We start from the raw sequence: 17,069 nt of genomic DNA, 5'->3' as shown, positions 1-17,069 counted from the left end.
GGACGGATCCTCACTTCTCCTGACGTCCAGCGCGGGCCTGCCGACAGGGGTCCCTGCGACCCGACGCACGCCCCGCCGCCGAACCTCCGCCCCCGGAAGGGACCCCTCCGTGCACCTGGTCCGCACCGTCGTCGTCACGCTCCTGCTCGGCGGGCTCTCGCTCGCGCCCGTCGCCGCCGCGGACCTCGCGTCGGCGAGCACCCTCCCGACGGTCCTGCCGGACCCTGCCGCAGGGACCGGAGCCGCCGACCCGGCAGACCCGCCGGTCGACCGGGCCGTGGCATCCGCTCCCGGTGCTGCCGGCCCGCAGGTCGACGGCGTGCGCGTCGGGGCCGGCTCGTACGCGCCGACGCCGCCGGCGGAGATCGCGTCCGTCGCCGACGTGCGGAAGACCGTCGACCAGCACCTGTACGTCGACCCGTCGCAGGCGGGGAAGCCCGTCCCCACGAACCAGTGGTGGACCGACCTGCTCGTCAGCAGGTACTCGGGCGACATGTGGGCGTACCCGTTCGTGTCGTCGAACAGTGCGCAGGGGACGAAGGTGACCCTCCCGACGTCCTGGAACGCGGACGGCACCGCGATGCGGCTCGACGCGCCGGTCACCGTGGGCGGCACGGTCGACCCGACGCCGGACGCCTCCGACCGGGTGCTCGCCGACTTCGAGGACGGTCTGCCCGACGGGTGGACCACGACCGGTGACGCCTTCGCCGGGACCTCGTCCGGGACCGCGTCGGGGCAGAGCGCCGTGTCCGGCTGGCTCGGTGGTGGGTTCGTCGACTCGTTCACCGACCGCGACGGCGACGGCGCGACCGGCACGCTCACCTCGCCGGGGTTCACGGTCGACCGGTCGACCCTCGCCTTCCTGGTCGGCGGGGGCCGACACCCCGGGGCCGAGGCGGTGCAGCTGCTCGTCGACGGCGCGGTGGTCGAGGAGGCGACCGGCGCGGACAGCGAGGAGCTGCGCTGGACGACGTGGGACGTCAGCGCGTACCGCGGACGGACGGCGCAGGTCCGGGTCGTCGACTCGCTCCGTGCCGGGTGGGCGCACGTCCTGGTCGACCAGGTGCTGCTCACGGACGCCCCGGACGGCATCGCGGAGCGCTTCACCACGGCGTTCTCCGCCGATCGGGCCGACGCCCTGCGCTGGGGCGACTGGAACGTGAGCTGGCGGATGCCGCAGGCCGGACCGGGCGGTCAGTACATGGACGTGACGAGCGTGCAGGGGTCGCCGTACGAGTGGTTCGAGTTCCACGGCATGACCCCGCGCATCACCCTGCAGGACGGCGCCGCGCTCACCGACGCCGACGGCCGCGGACTCACCGGGACGATCACGACCGACCGCTTCGAGATCCGGCAGGACGGGCACGTGTTCGGGGTGCACGCGCCCACCGGCACCACCTTCACCCGCTCCGGGAACGTGCTCGAGGCATCCGCGGGCACCCCCTTCCTCGTGCTCAGCGCGGTGCCCGAGCAGGGGCTGACGCTCGACGACCTGCACCGCACGGCCTTCGCCGTCCCGCGGGACACCCGGATGGACTACTCGTACGACCCCGCGGCGGGACAGGTCGAGCAGCGGTGGTCGCTGCAGACCGACGTGCTGCAGGGCTCGGACCACGACACCGTCCAGGGCTGGCTGCAGCACCAGTACGCCGAGGCGACGCACGACCTGTCGTTCACCGGAGCCACGTACGCGACGCCGCGCGGCACGATGAGGACGACCGTCGGGCACGACGGCTGGACGCTGCGGTACGCCTTCAGCGGGCTGACCCCGATCGGCGCCGAGCCGGCGAGCACGGGCGACGACCCGTACCGCGAGGAGGTCATGCGGCAGTACCTGTCGGACTACGCCGCGAAGGAGACCTACGGCGGCGACACCTACTGGGGCGGCAAGGACCTGCAGCAGCTCGGCGCGTACATGAGCGTCGCGGACCAGATCGGCGACACCGAGGACGCCGACCGGATGCGGGCGACCCTCGAGCGCGCACTCACGGACTGGTACACGTACAGCGAGGGCGAGCGGGAGCACTTCTTCGCGATGTACCCGACGTGGAAGGCCCTCATCGGGTTCGGCGACTCGTACGGGTCCGCCCAGTTCAACGACAACCACTTCCACTACGGCTACTTCACACTCGCGACCGCGCTGCTCGGACGGGCCGACCCCGAGTGGGCACAGCGGTACGGCGAGATGGCGACCCTCGTCGCGAAGCAGTACGCGAACTGGGACCGGGACGACGAGCGCTTCCCGCACTTCCGCACCTTCGGTGTGTGGACCGGTCACTCGAACGCCGGCGGTGTGTCCTCGCCGGGCGGCAACAACCAGGAGTCGTCGTCCGAGGCGATCCAGTCCGAGGCCGGGCTGTTCCTGCTCGGGTCGGTGCTCGGTGACGAGGACATGCAGGCAGCCGGTGCGGTGCAGTACGTCACCGAGCGTGCCGCCGTCCGCGACTACTACCAGAACGCCCACGGCAACCCGGCGTCGGCGGCGTACGACGGCGACGGCGCGTTCCCCGAGGCGTACGACGCCGGACAGGCCGGCATCCTCTTCGACTCCGGGCAGGCCGAGGCCACGTACTTCTCCGGCGACCCCGCGTGGATCTACGGGATCCAGTGGATGCCGACCGCGCCGTGGTTCACGTACTTCGGGTGGGACCCGGACTTCTCGAAGGCGATCATGCGGCAGATGATGGCAGCCCGGGGCGAGGTCGTCGGGCAGGACGGCGTCGTGGACGGCAACGCCGGGCACGTGCAGATGCTCACCAAGAAGTGGTGGGGCGTCGGTACCTACGGGGACGTCGCGATCACGCGGGACCGGCCGGCGGCGATCGGTGAGCTGCAGGACGCGATCCGGGCCGTGGAACGGAACCACCCGGGCTACGTGACCGCGAAGACCGCGACGAACCCCCTGTACGACCGGTCGACGGACACGCTGTACGTCTCGGTCGACGACGACGGCTCCGTCGTGTTCCCGTCCCGGTGGTGGACACCCGAGGCCCTGCCGCCGGCACTCGTGCCCGCGCAGCTCGACGGCCCGACGGCGGACCGGCAGCCGGGGGACTGGCCGGAGCCGTCGCCGCTCCTGCCGTTCCTCGTCACCGACTACCGGGCGGACCCCGACACCATCGGCCGGCTGTACGGCGTCGACCTGACCCACCACCGCCCGGGCGCCGACACCGCCCGCGCGGCCGCCGTCTTCAGCGAGATGGGCGATGCGCTCGGCAACGTCGTCCTCGGGTTCCTCGCCCAGTACGACCCGGACACCTACGCCGACGTCCACGCGGCGCTCTGGGAGGCGCAGGACCCGACCGTGACCGGACAGTCGATGGCCGGGATGGTCTACCACCAGGCGATGTCGAACCGCACCGTCGGGCACGAGGTCACCGACCGCCACACGTCGAACCCGCTGAGCCAGGTGTTCCGCGCCGCCGACGGCACGTACTCCTACGTGATCGACAACGTCGACGACGTCCAGCACACCTACGACGTGTACGCGGGGCAGCGGGTCGTCGGGCAGATCGCGGTGCCCGCCCGGACGCAGATCACGTCGCACCTCGATGCCCGACTGGCGAAGGTCGTCGTCGGGACGGCGGGCGACCCGCGCACGCTCGCCCCGGGCAGCACGACCGCGTTCACCGCGACGGGCTACGACCAGTACGGCGCGACCGTGCCGCTCGACGACGTGCGGTGGTCGACGAGTGCGGGGACGATCGACCAGGACGGCACCCTGCACGCGGGGGCCGCGGCGGACCAGGTGTCCGTGACCGCGACCGTCGGCACGGTCTCCGACGCGTACGACGTCCGTGTCGCCCCGGCACCGGTGCTCACGGGCATCGCCGTGACGCCCGGCACCGCCCGTGCCGTGGTCGGCGAGTCGGTGACGTTCTCCGCCGAGGGCCACGACCAGTACGGTGACCCGGCTCCGCTGCCCGCCGACGTCGCCTGGAGCACCACCGCTCCCGGCACGGTCACCGGTGACGGGACCCTCACCACCACCGCGCCCGGCGCAGGCTACGTCGTCGCGACGGTGGGCGACGTCGAGGCCGGCGGGGTCGAGGCCGGCGGGATCGAGGGCAGCGCCGTCGTGTCGTCGATCGCCTCGGTCCCGGTGGTCGAGGGGACCACCGCGACCGCGAGCTCGACCGACGGGGGCAACACCGCGGCGAAGGCCGTCGACGGGGACCCCGCCACCCGCTGGGAGAGCGCGCACGGCGTCGACACGGTGGACCTGACGCTCGACCTCGGGTCCGCGCGGGACGTCGACTCCGTCCGGGTCACGTGGGAGAACGCCGCGGCGGCACGGTACGTCGTGCAGGTGTCCGACACGGACGACGGCCCCTGGCGGAACGTCCGCACCGTCACGAATGCGGACGCGTCGGTGGACACCGTGCCGGTCGGCGCGACCGCCCGCTTCGTCCGGCTGCACATGACCGACCGCCTCACCCAGTACGGCTACTCGGTGTGGGACGTGCAGGTGACCGGGACACCGGCCACCGCCGACGTGGACGTGCGCGACCTGCTGGTCGCCCCGCGCAGCGTCACGGTGCTGCCCGGCTCCTCCGTCCGGCTCGCCGCGTACGGGTTCGACGCCGACGGCTACGGCGGTCTGCTGACCGGTGACGCCCAGCCCGTCTGGACCGCGGACGACGGTGCGACGGTGAGCGCCTCGGGCACGGCGACCCTGCCGGACCGCGGCGGTGCCACCGCGACGGTCCGCGCGGTCCGTGGTGCGGCGACCGGGCAGGCCGTCCTCACGACCCTCGACCAGGGTGAGTCGCCCGCGGTCTCCCGCGACGTCGCCGTCGGCAAGCCGGTGACGACCTCGTCCGACGAGCGCGGTGACCTGTCCGGCGACGCCGCCGTCGACGACGACGACACGACCCGGTGGTCGAGCACGGCTCGCGACGGCGAGTGGCTCGCCGTCGACCTCGGCTCGGTGCTGCCGCTCGACCGCGTCGAGGTCCTCTGGGAGACGGCTGCAGCGGCGTCGGACCACGTCGAGGTCCGCGACCGGGCATCCGACCCGTGGCGCACGGTCTCGACGACGGCCGAGGGACGGGGCGGGACGGAGACGCACGACCTCGACGGCATCCGGGCCCGCTTCGTGCGCCTGGTGGCCGACTCGCGCACGACCCGGTACGGCGTCTCGGTGTGGTCGTTCCGGGTGTTCTCCACCGAGGGCACGCCGACGCCGGACCTCGCCCGGCGCGCCGCGGTCTCATCGTCCGGCGACGAGTCGGCAGGCACACCGGCGCGCCACGCGGTGGACGGGGACCCGGGCACGCGGTGGGCGAGCGAGCACCGGGACGATGCCCGGCTCGACGTCGACCTCGGTGCGCGCCACGAGGTGCACGAGGCGACGATCCGGTGGGAGGACGCGTACGGCCGCGCCTACCGCATCGAGGGTCGCGACGCGACGACCGGAGCGTGGACGACCATCGCCACCGTCACGAACGGCGACGGTGGCACCGACCGGGTCCCGCTGTCCGGTACGTGGCGGCAGATCCGGTTGCAGGGTGTCGACCGGGCGACACCGTACGGCTACTCGGTCTACGGGTTCGAGGTCCGGTAGACCGGGCGGCGGGCGGCACACCCCGCCGCCCGCCCGCCGGATCATCCGAGCACCGCGGCGAGCAGCTCGTCGACGAGCTCGACGTAGCCGAGGCCCACCGCCGCGTACATCCGTGGGACCTGCGACTGCTCGGTGAAGCCCGGCGCGGTGTTCACCTCGTTGAGCACCACCCCGTCACCGGTCACGAAGAAGTCGAAGCGGGCGACCCCGGCGCAGCCCAGGACCTCGTAGAGCACGGCGGCGGCCCCGGTGACCGCTGCGTGCTCGGCGACCGACAGGCCGGCCGGGATCCGGAACGGGGCGCTGCCGTCGTACTTCTGTTCCCGGTCGAAGACGCCGCGCTCGTCGGTGGCGATCTCCAGTGTCGCGCCGCACCGCAGGACGCCGGTCCGGTCGCGGAACAGCGCCACGTCGACCTCACGCCCGGCGACGAACGACTCGACGAGTACGGTGCTGCCGGCGGAGCGTGCGTGCTCGATCGCCGCCGTCAGGTCGTCGTGCCGCCGGACCAGGGTGACGCCGTTGCTCGACCCGGCCGACGTCGGCTTCACCACGAGCGGGGGTGCGGACGGGACGGCCGCCGCTGCCTCGGTCGCCGACACCGCTGCCGCGACGCGCACGGCGGGCGCGCAGGCGATGCCGACCGCGCCGGCGACCGTCTTCGTCACCCACTTGTCCGCCGCGAGGGCGCCGGCTCGGACCGGTGAGCCGACGACGGGCACGCCGACGAGGTCGAGCAGCCCGGCGACGGCGCCGTCCTCGCCGTGCTCGCCGTGGAGCAGCGGGAAGGCCGCGTCGCAGGACGTCAACCGGGCGACGGCATCGGCCGGGGACAGGAGCGCCCCGCCCTCGTCGTGCCACGTGCCGTCACGGCCGACGGTCAGCGGGACCGCGGTGTGGCCGCCGGTGCGGAGTGCGGCGACGACGGCCGCCGCGGAGGCCAGGGACACGTCGTGCTCGTCGTTCGCGCCGCCGCCGATCACGGCGACGCGGTGGTGTGGTCGGTCGGTCACGGGTGCTCCTCGGTGCTCGGATTGGTGCTGGTGCTGGTGCTGGTGCTGGTGCGGTGCACGCGGGCGACCCGGCTGCCGATCCGCGTGACGAGCTCGTGCGGGATCGTCCCCGCCCACGCCGCCCACTCGGCGACGGTCGGTTCGCCGCCGTCCCCGGGGCCGAACATGGTGACCGGTTCGCCCGGGGACGTGCGTTCGGTGCCGGTGTCGACGACGACGCTGTCCATCGAGAAGCGCCCGACGACCGGACACCGGCGCCCACGGACCAGGACCTCGGCCCGGCCCGAGGCAGCGCGGGGGAGACCGTCGCCGTACCCGAGCGGCAGCAGCGCCAGGTTCGTCGCAGACGCGGTCGTGCTCGTCCCGCCGTACCCGATGCGGGTGCCCGCCCTCGCCGAGCGCGAGGACACGACCGCGGTCGTCAGTGACAGCGCCGGCCGCAGCCGGTCGGTCGTGCCCGAGGGGTCGATGCCGAAGAGTCCGGCGCCGATCCGGTGCAGGTCGAACCCGGCCCCGACGCCGGTCAGCGTGGCAGCGGTGGCCGCGAGGTGCACCGTGGACGGGGTCAGCCCGCGGCGACGGGCGGTCCGGACGGCGTTGCCGAAGAGCAGGCGTTCGCGGACGTTCTGGTCGTCCTCGGGGCGGTCCGCCGAGGACATGTGCCCCATCACGCCGACGACCCGGACCGCGCCGGTGCCCTCGGCCTCGCGCGCCAGCGAGCACAGCGCTGCCCAGTCGGCCGGCGCACACCCCTCGCGGGCCATGCCGACGTCGACGTGCAGGTGCACCCGTGCCGCGCGACCGACGGCGCGTGCCGCGACCACGACGGCGACCAGGACGGCGGGGTCGGCGACGGCGAGCGCGACGTCGGCGCCGACCGCCGCGGCGAAGTCCGCGTCCGGTGGGTTCAGCCAGCTCAGCACCGGTGCGGTCACGCCCTCGGCGCGGACCGCGAGCGCCTCGTCGACGCTCGTGACACCGACGGAGCCGGCCCCGGCCTCCAGGACGGACCGTGCGACCGCCCCGTGCCCGAACCCGTCGGCCTTGAGCACCGCCATCAACCGTCCGCCCGTCAGGGCGGCGAAGAAGGTCGTGTTGGCGCGGATGGCGTCGTCGTGGACCGTCAGGAGCGACCCGGACGCGGTCACTGCTGCATCCGCGGGTCGCCGGTCGGGTCCCAGTACTTGCGGGGGCACCCGTCGGAGGGGGCGTCCGGCCGGAGCTCGAAGTGCCACGCCTCGTTGTCGTAGACCTGGCAGAGCCCGTACCGAGCGCCGTTGTCCTGCAGCCAGGTGGCCGCATCCCAGTCCCCGATGTCGATCGCCTCGCCGCGGACGTGGAGCGACGTCTCGGGCGTCGAGACCCAGCGCGCCGCCTCCTGCCGCGAGCCGTACTCGGCGACGGCGTCGTCGAGGAGTCGTTCCTGGAGCGCGGGGGAGCGCCAGCCGCTGTTCACGACGAAGCGCACGCCCTCGCCCTCGGCGTCCCGGGCAGCGCGACGGACCGCGTCGAGCAGGTCCGGCTGCAGTCGTGCGACCGCGGGCAGGTCGTCGTCGAAGACCGACGCGCCGGACGGCACCTCGCCGGCGGCGGATCCGGTGGCGGCGCCGGCCGTGCCGTCGTCGTGTGTGCCGGCGGAGGCGCCGGTGAGGCCGTGCCCCGGTGCGCCGCCGGTCGCTCCGGGGCGGCCGGAGACGGCGGACAGCACGACGAGGACGACGGCGACCGCCGCGACGAGGGCGAGGAGGACGACGACCAGGACGGCCCCGGTTCGTCGCGGTCGTGCGGGGACGGGGACGGAGGGAGGAGCGGGACGGTGCTGCATGTCGACCAGTGCAGCGTGGACCGTGTCGTCGGAGCGTACGCGTTTCCGCATACGCTCCCGACACGTACCGCCGCCTAGCATCGGTGCCGTGCGTGTGCTGATCCTCGAGGACGAACCCCTGCTCGCCGAGGCCGTCCGCGACGGCTTCCGCCTCGAGGCCATCGCGGCCGACGTCGCGCAGGACGGGGACGCCGCGCTCGAGCTCCTCGCGCTGAACCGCTACGACGTCGCGGTGCTCGACCGGGACGTCCCCGGGCCGACCGGCGACGAGGTCGCCGCACACCTGGTCGCGACCGACGCCGGCGTCCCGGTGCTCATGCTGACCGCGGCCGACCGACTCGACGACAAGGTCTCCGGCTTCGCCGTCGGTGCTGACGACTACCTGACGAAGCCGTTCGCACTGCGGGAGCTCGTGCTCCGCGTCCGCGCGCTGGCACGGCGGAGCGGCGAGCACCGCCCACCGGTCCTCGAAGCGGCGGGGCTGCGGGTCGACCCGTTCCGCCGCGAGGTCTTCCGCGACGGCCACCACGTCGCCCTCACCCGCAAGCAGTTCGCCGTGCTCGAGGTCCTCGTCCGCGCCGGTGGCGGGGTGGTGAGTGCCGAGCAGCTGCTCGAACGCGCCTGGGACGAGAACGCGGACCCCTTCACGAACGCCGTCCGGATCACGGTGTCGGCGCTCCGCAAGCGTCTGGGGGAGCCGTGGGTGATCGCCACCGTGCCGGGCGTCGGCTACCGCATCGACACCGACGGACCGCGTGCCGGCGGCGTGACGGACGGCGGCTCGTGACCGACCGTCGCCGCGGCGCCAGCGTGCGGGTGCGACTCGCCCTCAGCTACGCGGGGGTGGTGGTGCTCACCGGCGCGCTGATCCTCGCCGTGGTCTGGGTGTTCCTCCTGCGGTACGTGCCCGTCGGGAACCTGGCCACGACCGACGGCTACGTCCCCGACCGTTCCGACCTCGTCCGTGCGTTCGTCCCCGCAGCGGCCGCGGTGTCCGTGGCACTCGTGGTCGTCGGGCTGGTCGGCGGGTGGTTCCTCGCCGGCCGGGTGCTGGCGCCGCTCCAGCGGATCACCGACGCCACGCGACAGGTCGCGGCCGGGTCGCTCGCGCACCGCGTCGCGCTCCCCGGGCGACGCGACGAGTTCCGTGACCTCGCCGACGCGTTCGACGGCATGGTCGGGCGGCTCGAGGCGTACGTGGCGGAGCAGCAGCGCTTCGCGGCGAACGCGTCGCACGAGCTGCGGACGCCGCTGGCCACGACGCGCGCGCTGCTCGAGGTCGCCGCCCGCGAGCCGGACCGCGACCCGGCCGGGGTCCTCGAGCGGTTGCGGAACGTGAACGAGCGGGCGGTCGACCTGACCGAGGCCCTGCTGGTGCTCGCACGAGCCGGCCGGGAGCTCCCGGACCGCGAGCGGGTGGACCTGTCGCTCCTGGCGGACGAGGCCGTCGAGACCGTCCTGCCCCTCGCCGAGGCGCGGGGCATCGACGTCGAGCCCGTCACGGCGACGGCGTGGACGACCGGCTCGACGTCCCTGCTGCTCCAGCTCGTGACGAACCTCCTGCAGAACGCCGTCGTCCACAACGTCGGCCCGGGGCGGGACGGCTGGGTCCGCGTCACGACGGGCACCCGGCACGGCGCGTCGGTCGTCGTGGTCGAGAACCCCGGTGCCGTCGTGCCGGCCGCGGTCGTCCCGACCCTCACCGAGCCGTTCCAACGGGTGGCCTCGCGGCGGCGCGAGGACGACGCCGGCGCCGGTCTCGGTCTGGCGATCGTCGCGGCGATCGTGACCTCGCACGGTGGCACGCTCGACGTCGCCGCACGTCCGGAGGGCGGTCTCGTCGTCGAGGTGGCACTGCCCGCCGCGGGGTGCCCGGCCGGGCCGTCCTCTGCCGCGTGAGCGCCGTCGTGCACGGGAGCCGGGCCGCTCCGTGCGAGGATCGGTCGGTGCAAGCAACGCCCGTCGCCGTCGTCATCGCCGCGATGACCGAGGAACTCTCCGCCGTCGCCACCCTGCTGGGTGGTGTCGTCATCGACGACGGGCCGGTGGGCGGACACGACGAGCACCACCTGCTCGACGTCGGCGGATCGGTGGTCGCCCTCCGCCGCAGCGGCATCGGGTTCACGAACGCGACGGCCGCCGTCGCGCACTGCTTCCACGACTTCGGCGCCGTCCCGGTGCTCAGCGTCGGGACCGCCGGCGGGCTCATGCGCGGCATCGAGATCGGTGACGTCGTCGTCGGCGAGCACTACGTGAACATCAACGCGGACGCGACGGCGTTCGGCTACGCGCTCGGGCAGGTCCCCGGGATGCCGCCGCAGTACGCGCCCGACTCCCGCATGCTCGCCCGCGCCGCCGCTGCTCGGACGCCGTACCGCATCCGCTCCGCGACCATCGGCTCGAGCGAGGTCTTCGTCACCGAGGGGCGCGCCCGCGCGCTGCGCGAGGTCTTCCCCGCGGTCGCAGCGGTGGACATGGAGTCCGCGGCCATCGCGCAGTTCGCGCACGTGCACGACATGCCGTTCCTGTCGATCCGTGGGATCAGCGACCTGTGCGCACCCGACGGCGACGAGTTCCGGGAGCACCTCGACGACGCGTCGGCACGCGCAGCGCGCGTGGCGCACGACGTGCTGCTCGACCTGGCGGCCTGAGGCGGCGACCACCAGCGATCGCCACCACCCGCCGGACGGGAGGCAGGGCACCCGTCGGTCCCGCGCCTCCCGTCCGTCGGTCGCCCGCGTCGGACGCGCGTGCCGGCAGACCGGGTGAGCGCCGGGTCAGCGACGCCGGCGGCTGGCGATCAGGCCGCCGAACACCAGGACGACCGCGATCACGAAGACGATCAGCTGGGCCGGTTGGAACCCGTCGAGGTCCATGGTGCACTCCTTCCGTGCGCGGGACGTCCGCGCTCGCATCGACCCGAACGGTAGGACGCGGTTCCTGTACGCGTCGAGGGGACGGGGTACGACTCCTGCACGACAGCCGGTCGCCGCACACTCGTGCACGGTTGGGCGCCAGCCGAGTGCCTCGACGCTCCGCCGGTGCGATGATGATCCGCGGCCGTCGCCCGGACGGCCCGGACGGAAGTGACGAGCGTGACCGAGACCCGCTCCCCGGCGCCGACGAGCGACACCGTCGACGACCCCTCGCACGGCCCGGCGAAGGGCCTCGCAGCCCTCGCCCTCACCGCCCTCGGCGTCGTGTTCGGCGACATCGGCACCAGCCCGCTGTACGCCCTCCGCACGGTGTTCACCATCGACGGCGGCATCGTGAAGGCGAACCAGGAGGACGTCTACGGCGTCATCTCGATCATGTTCTGGAGCGTCACGATCGTCGTGTCGATCAAGTACGTGCTCGTGCTCATGCGCGCCGACAACGACGGCGAGGGCGGTGTCATGGCGCTCGCCGCACTGGCGCGCCGGCTCTACGCGAAGCGGCGCGGGGGCGCGACGGTCTTCCTGGTGATCGGCATCATCGGTGTCTCGCTCTTCTACGGCGACTCGGTCATCACCCCGGCCGTGTCCGTGCTCTCCGCGGTCGAGGGGCTCTCGACCGCGGCGCCGTCGCTCGAGCACCTCATCGTGCCGATCGCGGCCGTCATCCTCGTGCTGCTGTTCCTCGTGCAGCGGTTCGGCACCGGCAAGGTCGGCAACCTGTTCGGTCCGGTGATGCTGCTCTGGTTCGTGGTCATCGCCGCGGCCGGCGTCCCGCACATCGTCGCGCACCCCGGCGTGCTGCAGGGGCTCTCGCCGACCTGGGCGATCTCCTTCCTCGTCGCCCACCCGTACATCACGTTCGTGGCGATGGGCGCCGTCGTGCTCGTCATCACCGGGGCCGAGGCGCTGTACGCGGACATGGGCCACTTCGGCCGTCCGGCGATCCTCCGCGCCTGGTTCTTCGTGGTGTTCCCGGCGCTCGTGCTCAACTACCTCGGCCAGGCGTCGCTGGTGCTGCAGGACCCCTCGGCGGCGAAGGACCCGTTCTTCCTGCTCTTCCCGGACGCCCTGCAGATCCCGGTCGTCGTGCTCGCGACGATGGCCACGGTGATCGCGAGCCAGGCGGTCATCTCCGGCGCCTTCTCGCTGACACGCCAGGCCGTCCAGCTCGGGCTGCTGCCGCCCCTGACGATCCGGCAGACCTCGCGGGAGGAAGGCGGCCAGATCTACCTGCCGGCGGTCAACCTGCTGCTCTTCATCGGTGTCCTCGCGATCATGCTCGCCTTCCGGTCGTCGGCGAGCCTCGCCACCGCCTACGGGGTGTCGGTGACCGGCGCGCTGGTCGTGGACACGCTGCTGCTGCTCCTGGTCGTCAAGCCGCTCTGGCACTGGGCGACGTGGAAGCTCGTGCTGGCCGCGGTGGTCTTCGGCGGGCTCGAGCTGACCTTCCTGGCCGGCAACCTGTCGAAGATCGTGCACGGCGGTTGGGTCCCGCTGCTCATCGCCCTCGCGGTGATCACGCTGATGACGACCTGGCGTCGGGGACGGCAGCTCGTGCAGGAGGAACGCAAGGAACGCGAGGGGTCGCTCGCCGAGTTCATCGAGCGCATCAACACGAAGCACGTCCCACGGGTCGAGGGCATCGCGATCTTCCCGCACCCCAACAAGGAGACGACCCCGCTGGCGCTCCGCGCGAACGTCGAGCACAACCACGTGGTGCACCGGACCGTGATCATCGTCTCGGTGCTCACCGCGAACGTGCCGCACGTGCCGCACGCCAAGGCGTTCTTCCGCGACGACCTCGGGTACGAGGACGACGGCATCGACCACATCACGGTGAAGTTCGGGTTCTCCGACGACCAGGACCTGCCGCGGGCACTGCACGCCGCGTGCCTGGCCGAGGTGCTCGACGTCGATCCGGAGGCGATCGCCGGGGCGTCGTACTTCATCTCGCGCGGTGCGCTCCGACCGCAGGCCGGCAACCGCGGCATGGCGCGCTGGCGGAAGAAGCTCTTCGTCGGGTTGGCGCACAACGCGGCCGATCCGGCAGCGCGCTTCGGGCTGCCGGCACAGCGCACGGTGACGATGGGCAGCGACGTCGAGCTCTGAGCGCCGTCCGTGCGGCTGAGCACCGTCCAGGCGGACGGCGTAGCGTCCGACGGGTCGTTCCGCCACCCGGGCTCCTGCGGCACCGAACGGAAGCCGCACCATGGCACACCGGAACGACCTCACCTGGCGTCAGGACAGCGACGCCTCCTGGTCGGCGTGGGCCGACGGCCGCGTGCTGGCCCGCATCACGCTCCAGCGGCAGTACGAGCTCGAGTCCGAGGACGGATCGGTGCGCGGGTCGCACAGCGCCCTCGGCAGTGCGCAGGCGCAGCTCGAGGCCTGGTACCAGTGGGAGACCGCGGTCGGCGACGCCTGAGGCCCCTGTCCCTCGGCCGGACCGGGCCGCCGCAGCACTCCGCCCGGTCGCGGTGACGACCTGCCGGCCACGTCCACAGCGCGCCAGGAGGACCGCGCGGACCGTGCCGTCGGGGGAGCCCGGCCGGGTCAGTGTGCGCGGCCCCGCAGGCGACCGACACCGAGCACGATGCCGACCACGACCATGCCGAGCACGAGCCCGAACACGGCCGACACCGCGGTGTCGACGATCCACGTGACGACCGGGCCGGCGACCTCGACCGCGTGCTCGACCACGTGCAGCAGTTCTTCCGGGCCCGCCCAGAACGTCTCCGCCAGGTTCGCGATCACCAGGTGCCCACCGACCCAGAGCATGGCGACCGTGCCGACGATGCTGATGACCCGGAACACCGTCGGCATCGCGCGCACGATCCGCGCACCGGCACGGCGGGTCCGCCGGGAGTCGTTCTTCATCATCTGCAGGCCGATGTCGTCGACCTTCACCAGGAGCGCCACGGCGCCGTAGACCAGGGCCGTCATCCCGAGCCCGATCAGCGCGAGGGCACCGACCTTCGGCCAGAAGTCGAGCCCGGTGTCCAGGCTCGACAGGGCGATGAGCATGATCTCGGTGCTGAGGACGAGGTCGGTGCGCACGGCGCCGAAGACGAGCTTGGGCTCCGTGGTCGGCTGCGCGTCGCCGGCGGCCTCGTGGTGCACACCGAACCACTCGGTGACCTTCTCGGCGCCCTCGAAGCACAGGTACGTGCCGCCGATGACGAGCAGCCAGGGCAGCACCCACGGGGCGAACGCCGACAGCAGCAGCGCCAACGGGATGATGATGACGAACTTGTTGAAGAGGCTGCCGAGCGCGATGCGCCCGACGACGGGGAGTTCGCGAGCCGGTTGCAGTCCCTGGACGTACTGCGGTGTGACCGCCGCGTCGTCGATCACGACCCCCGCGGTCTTCGCGCTGGCCTTGAGGGCCGCGGAGAGGATGTCGTCCACCACGGCGAGCAACCCGACTGACATGTCGCTCACCCTACTGGAGCGGTCACCGGCGTCCGTCCCGCGCCCTCCCACCGGCCGGCGCTTCCCCCAGATCGGGGTACGTGCGACGGCGGGTCCGCGCCGACATCCGCGAAGCGGCGCGCAGTCAGACCGTTCTGCTCGCGCGAACGGGGTACGCCGCTGGGGGTTGCCTGGCAGCCGCCCGTCGTTCCACTGACGGCAGCCCTTCCCGAGCCGACACAGCAGGGCACACCGAGCACCACCACCACGGTCCGCCGACGCCACCCACGTCGGCGCCCACAGGCAGGAGCGCCCCTTGCAGTCCTCGATCGTCGCAGCCCTCACCGTCGCCGTGCTCGCAGTCGGCGCGGTCGCCGATGTCTCGGCTCCCCCCTCCGCGTCCGCCGCACCGACGTCGACCACGACGACCTCCGCCCCGAAGGGCGCCGTCGTGTCGAACGGTCGGACCTGGAAGCAGACCTACCGGCAGGACTTCGCCACGGCCGCGCCGGCCGGCAAGGTCGCCGCGAAGTACCCGGGCATGGGCCTGTACGACGGGTTCTCCGACACGAGCGGTCAGGGGCGTTACACGCCGTCGAAGGTGCTGAGCGTGCAGAACGGTGCGCTCGACTTCTGGCTGCGGTCCGACCGCGGTCAGCCGCTCGCCGCGGCCGTCATGCCCGACGGCTACGCGCCGCACCGCACCGGCCGCGTCTCGATCCGCTACAAGACCACGAAGACCCCCGGGTACAAGTTCGTCGTGATCCTGTGGCCGTCGAGCGACCGGTGGAACGAGGGCGAGATCGACTGGCCCGAAGCGGCCCTCGGCGCGAAGCCCCGACCCGCGTCGGCCGTCCCGGGCAGCCTGCGGAACGGTGCCATGACCTTCCAGCCGGAGCGTGAGACCTTCGCGGCCACCGACACGAGCAGCTACCACGTCGCCACCACCGAGTGGGACAGCAAGGTGGTCCGCTTCTTCTGGGACGGCAAGCTGGTCGCGTCGACGACGAAGGCCGTGCCGACGAAGCCGATGCGGGTCACGCTGCAGGCCGAGACCGACACCGGTGGGCGCGTGCCGGCGGGCGCCTCGGGGCACGTGAGCGTCGACTGGATCGCGATCTACGACTGACGGGAGGCGCGGTGTCGGTGAGCGGGACCGCCCACCGGCACCGCGCCCCCCGGCTCAGCCTGCGGTGCGACGGGCGGTCAGCCGACCGCGGCCCAGTGGCAGTGCGCCGCTGCGGTAGGCGAAGCCGTCGGCATCGCCGACCGTGCCGCTGGCGGTGCCGAAGTGCCACAGGCGGTTGAAGCAGGAGACGCCGATCCGGGTCGACCCGTCGTCGGCGACCGCCCACGTGCCGGTGCCCCACTGGGCCGGGTGACCGACGCCGTCGATCGTCACCGTCGGTCGGGCTCCCCAGGTCAGCAGGGGGCGACCGAGGTCGAGGGTGATCCGGCGCTTCGTCGTGCCGGACGGCTGCGGGGTGTCCATGCGGTCAGGGTACGGGCGTCGGCACCCTGAACGCGCCCGGGCGGCCGTCCGTAGGATCCGCTGCATGGCTGACTTCACCGCTGCACAGGCCGCCGTCGTCCGGATCGAGCGCGCGGAGGAGGGCCGGTGGGACCTCACCCTCGTCAGCGACTCCGGCGTCCGGATGGGGCACGGCGTGCACCTCCCCGACGCTGCGTCCGACGATGCCGAGGACGAGCGGGTCGCAGCCCTCGACTTCGTGCGCGGGTACGGGTTCCGCTTCGAGGCCGACGCCGTCGTCACGGACGGCCCGGACGCGTTCTGGGCGCCGTTGCTCCCGCTCGGGTCCGACGAGCACCCGACGGACTGAGGCTGGTCAGTCCTGGTCGTCGAGCGCTGACCGTTCGAACCCGATCAACCAGGTCACCCCGAACGCGTCGCGCACCGTTCCGTCCCAGTCGCCCCACGGCCGCTCCTGGAGGTCGTCGACCACCGTGCCGTCGGAGGCCAGGTCCACGAACCACCGCCGGAGCACCTCGGGCCGGGCGCTCCCGAGCAGGGCGAACAACAAGCCGGAGACCGCGAGCGCGGTGTCGTCGGGGCCGGTGTCGGCGGCGAAGAGCCGGACCGGGCCGACGAGCTCGCCGTGCGCCACGGCGCCGGGCGGCCCGTCCTCGCGAGCGGCCTCCTCGTACGAGGTGACGCGGACGTCGCCGCCGAAGACCTGCTGCCAGCGGGCGAGCGCCGTGCGGGCGGTGCCGGGGAGCAGGAGGTACGGGGTCGGGGCTGTGCCGTCCATGGGCTGACCGTACTCCCGTGCTCGGCGGCGGGCCCCCTTCGGTCTCCC

Annotated in this window: 14 protein-coding genes; 8 read left to right on the top strand and 6 right to left on the bottom strand. The window is 73.2% G+C overall.

The genetic code is table 11. The annotated features are described in order from the left end of the window. The first annotated feature begins 109 nt into the window (after positions 1–109). Entirely contained in the window at positions 110–5,566 is a 5,457-nt protein-coding gene (locus JOD95_RS06035) for a discoidin domain-containing protein (RefSeq protein WP_209683893.1), read from the top strand. Positions 5,567–5,607: 41 nt separating this feature from the next. Here JOD95_RS06035 and JOD95_RS06030 read toward each other — a convergent pair whose 3' ends face one another. Genes JOD95_RS06030 through JOD95_RS06020 form a run of 3 tightly spaced genes read right to left on the bottom strand, consistent with a single transcriptional unit; the run spans position 5,608 to position 8,404 of the window. Beyond that, positions 5,608–6,579 carry an ATP-grasp domain-containing protein gene (locus JOD95_RS06030; protein WP_209683891.1) on the bottom strand — a complete coding sequence of 324 codons (972 nt, stop codon included), beginning with the start codon at positions 6,577–6,579 and terminating at the stop codon, positions 5,608–5,610. Next, entirely contained in the window at positions 6,576–7,727 is a 1,152-nt protein-coding gene (alr, locus tag JOD95_RS06025) for an alanine racemase (protein ID WP_307810386.1), read from the bottom strand. The genes JOD95_RS06030 and alr overlap by 4 nt, the downstream gene beginning before the upstream one ends. Then, on the bottom strand, positions 7,724–8,404 hold the full coding sequence (locus JOD95_RS06020) for a M15 family metallopeptidase (protein ID WP_209683889.1): 681 nt from the start codon (positions 8,402–8,404) through the stop codon (positions 7,724–7,726). The genes alr and JOD95_RS06020 overlap by 4 nt, the downstream gene beginning before the upstream one ends. Positions 8,405–8,492: 88 nt before the next feature. On the opposite strand from JOD95_RS06020, the gene JOD95_RS06015 reads away from it, so the two are divergent. The 5 genes from JOD95_RS06015 to JOD95_RS05995 all read left to right on the top strand — a co-directional run bounded on the left by JOD95_RS06015 (position 8,493) and on the right by JOD95_RS05995 (position 13,765). Next, positions 8,493–9,191: a response regulator transcription factor gene (locus JOD95_RS06015; RefSeq protein ID WP_209683887.1), complete on the top strand. Its 699-nt coding sequence runs from the start codon at positions 8,493–8,495 to the stop codon at positions 9,189–9,191. Continuing rightward, positions 9,188–10,303 carry a HAMP domain-containing sensor histidine kinase gene (locus JOD95_RS06010; protein WP_209683885.1) on the top strand — a complete coding sequence of 372 codons (1,116 nt, stop codon included), beginning with the start codon at positions 9,188–9,190 and terminating at the stop codon, positions 10,301–10,303. The genes JOD95_RS06015 and JOD95_RS06010 overlap by 4 nt, the downstream gene beginning before the upstream one ends. Positions 10,304–10,350: 47 nt before the next feature. Then, positions 10,351–11,055, top strand: coding sequence for a 5'-methylthioadenosine/S-adenosylhomocysteine nucleosidase (mtnN, locus tag JOD95_RS06005; protein WP_209683883.1), 705 nt, complete (start codon positions 10,351–10,353; stop codon positions 11,053–11,055). A gap of 444 nt (positions 11,056–11,499) precedes the next feature. Further along, complete coding sequence (locus tag JOD95_RS06000; protein ID WP_209683882.1) at positions 11,500–13,449, top strand: potassium transporter Kup; 1,950 nt, start codon at positions 11,500–11,502, stop codon at positions 13,447–13,449. Positions 13,450–13,549: 100 nt separating this feature from the next. Continuing rightward, positions 13,550–13,765 (top strand): hypothetical protein, encoded by a 216-nt coding sequence (locus JOD95_RS05995; protein ID WP_066652356.1) that lies wholly within the window; start codon positions 13,550–13,552, stop codon positions 13,763–13,765. A 128-nt stretch (positions 13,766–13,893) separates the two neighbouring features. Here JOD95_RS05995 and JOD95_RS05990 read toward each other — a convergent pair whose 3' ends face one another. Beyond that, complete coding sequence (locus JOD95_RS05990; RefSeq protein ID WP_209683879.1) at positions 13,894–14,772, bottom strand: DUF808 domain-containing protein; 879 nt, start codon at positions 14,770–14,772, stop codon at positions 13,894–13,896. Positions 14,773–15,067: 295 nt separating this feature from the next. Between JOD95_RS05990 and JOD95_RS05985 the strand changes: the two genes are divergently transcribed. Next, the gene (locus JOD95_RS05985; protein ID WP_209683877.1) at positions 15,068–15,880 is read left to right on the top strand and encodes a glycoside hydrolase family 16 protein; all 813 of its coding nucleotides are present in this window, start codon (positions 15,068–15,070) and stop codon (positions 15,878–15,880) included. Between the two features lie 54 nt (positions 15,881–15,934). Here the strand turns inward: JOD95_RS05985 and JOD95_RS05980 are convergent, their stop codons facing one another. Next, positions 15,935–16,243, bottom strand: a complete 309-nt coding sequence (locus tag JOD95_RS05980; RefSeq protein ID WP_066652360.1) for a hypothetical protein — start codon at positions 16,241–16,243, stop codon at positions 15,935–15,937. 64 nt (positions 16,244–16,307) lie between these two features. Between JOD95_RS05980 and JOD95_RS05975 the strand changes: the two genes are divergently transcribed. Further along, positions 16,308–16,592, top strand: coding sequence for a hypothetical protein (locus JOD95_RS05975; RefSeq protein ID WP_066652361.1), 285 nt, complete (start codon positions 16,308–16,310; stop codon positions 16,590–16,592). A 6-nt stretch (positions 16,593–16,598) separates the two neighbouring features. On the opposite strand, the gene JOD95_RS05970 is transcribed toward JOD95_RS05975, so the two are convergent. Continuing rightward, entirely contained in the window at positions 16,599–17,021 is a 423-nt protein-coding gene (locus tag JOD95_RS05970; RefSeq protein ID WP_066652363.1) for a glyoxalase, read from the bottom strand. Positions 17,022–17,069 lie beyond the last annotated feature (48 nt).

This window comes from Curtobacterium sp. 1310 (genome assembly GCF_017834105.1).
GTDB lineage: Bacteria > Actinomycetota > Actinomycetes > Actinomycetales > Microbacteriaceae > Curtobacterium.
This window is presented reverse-complemented; position numbering and strand designations above follow the sequence as displayed.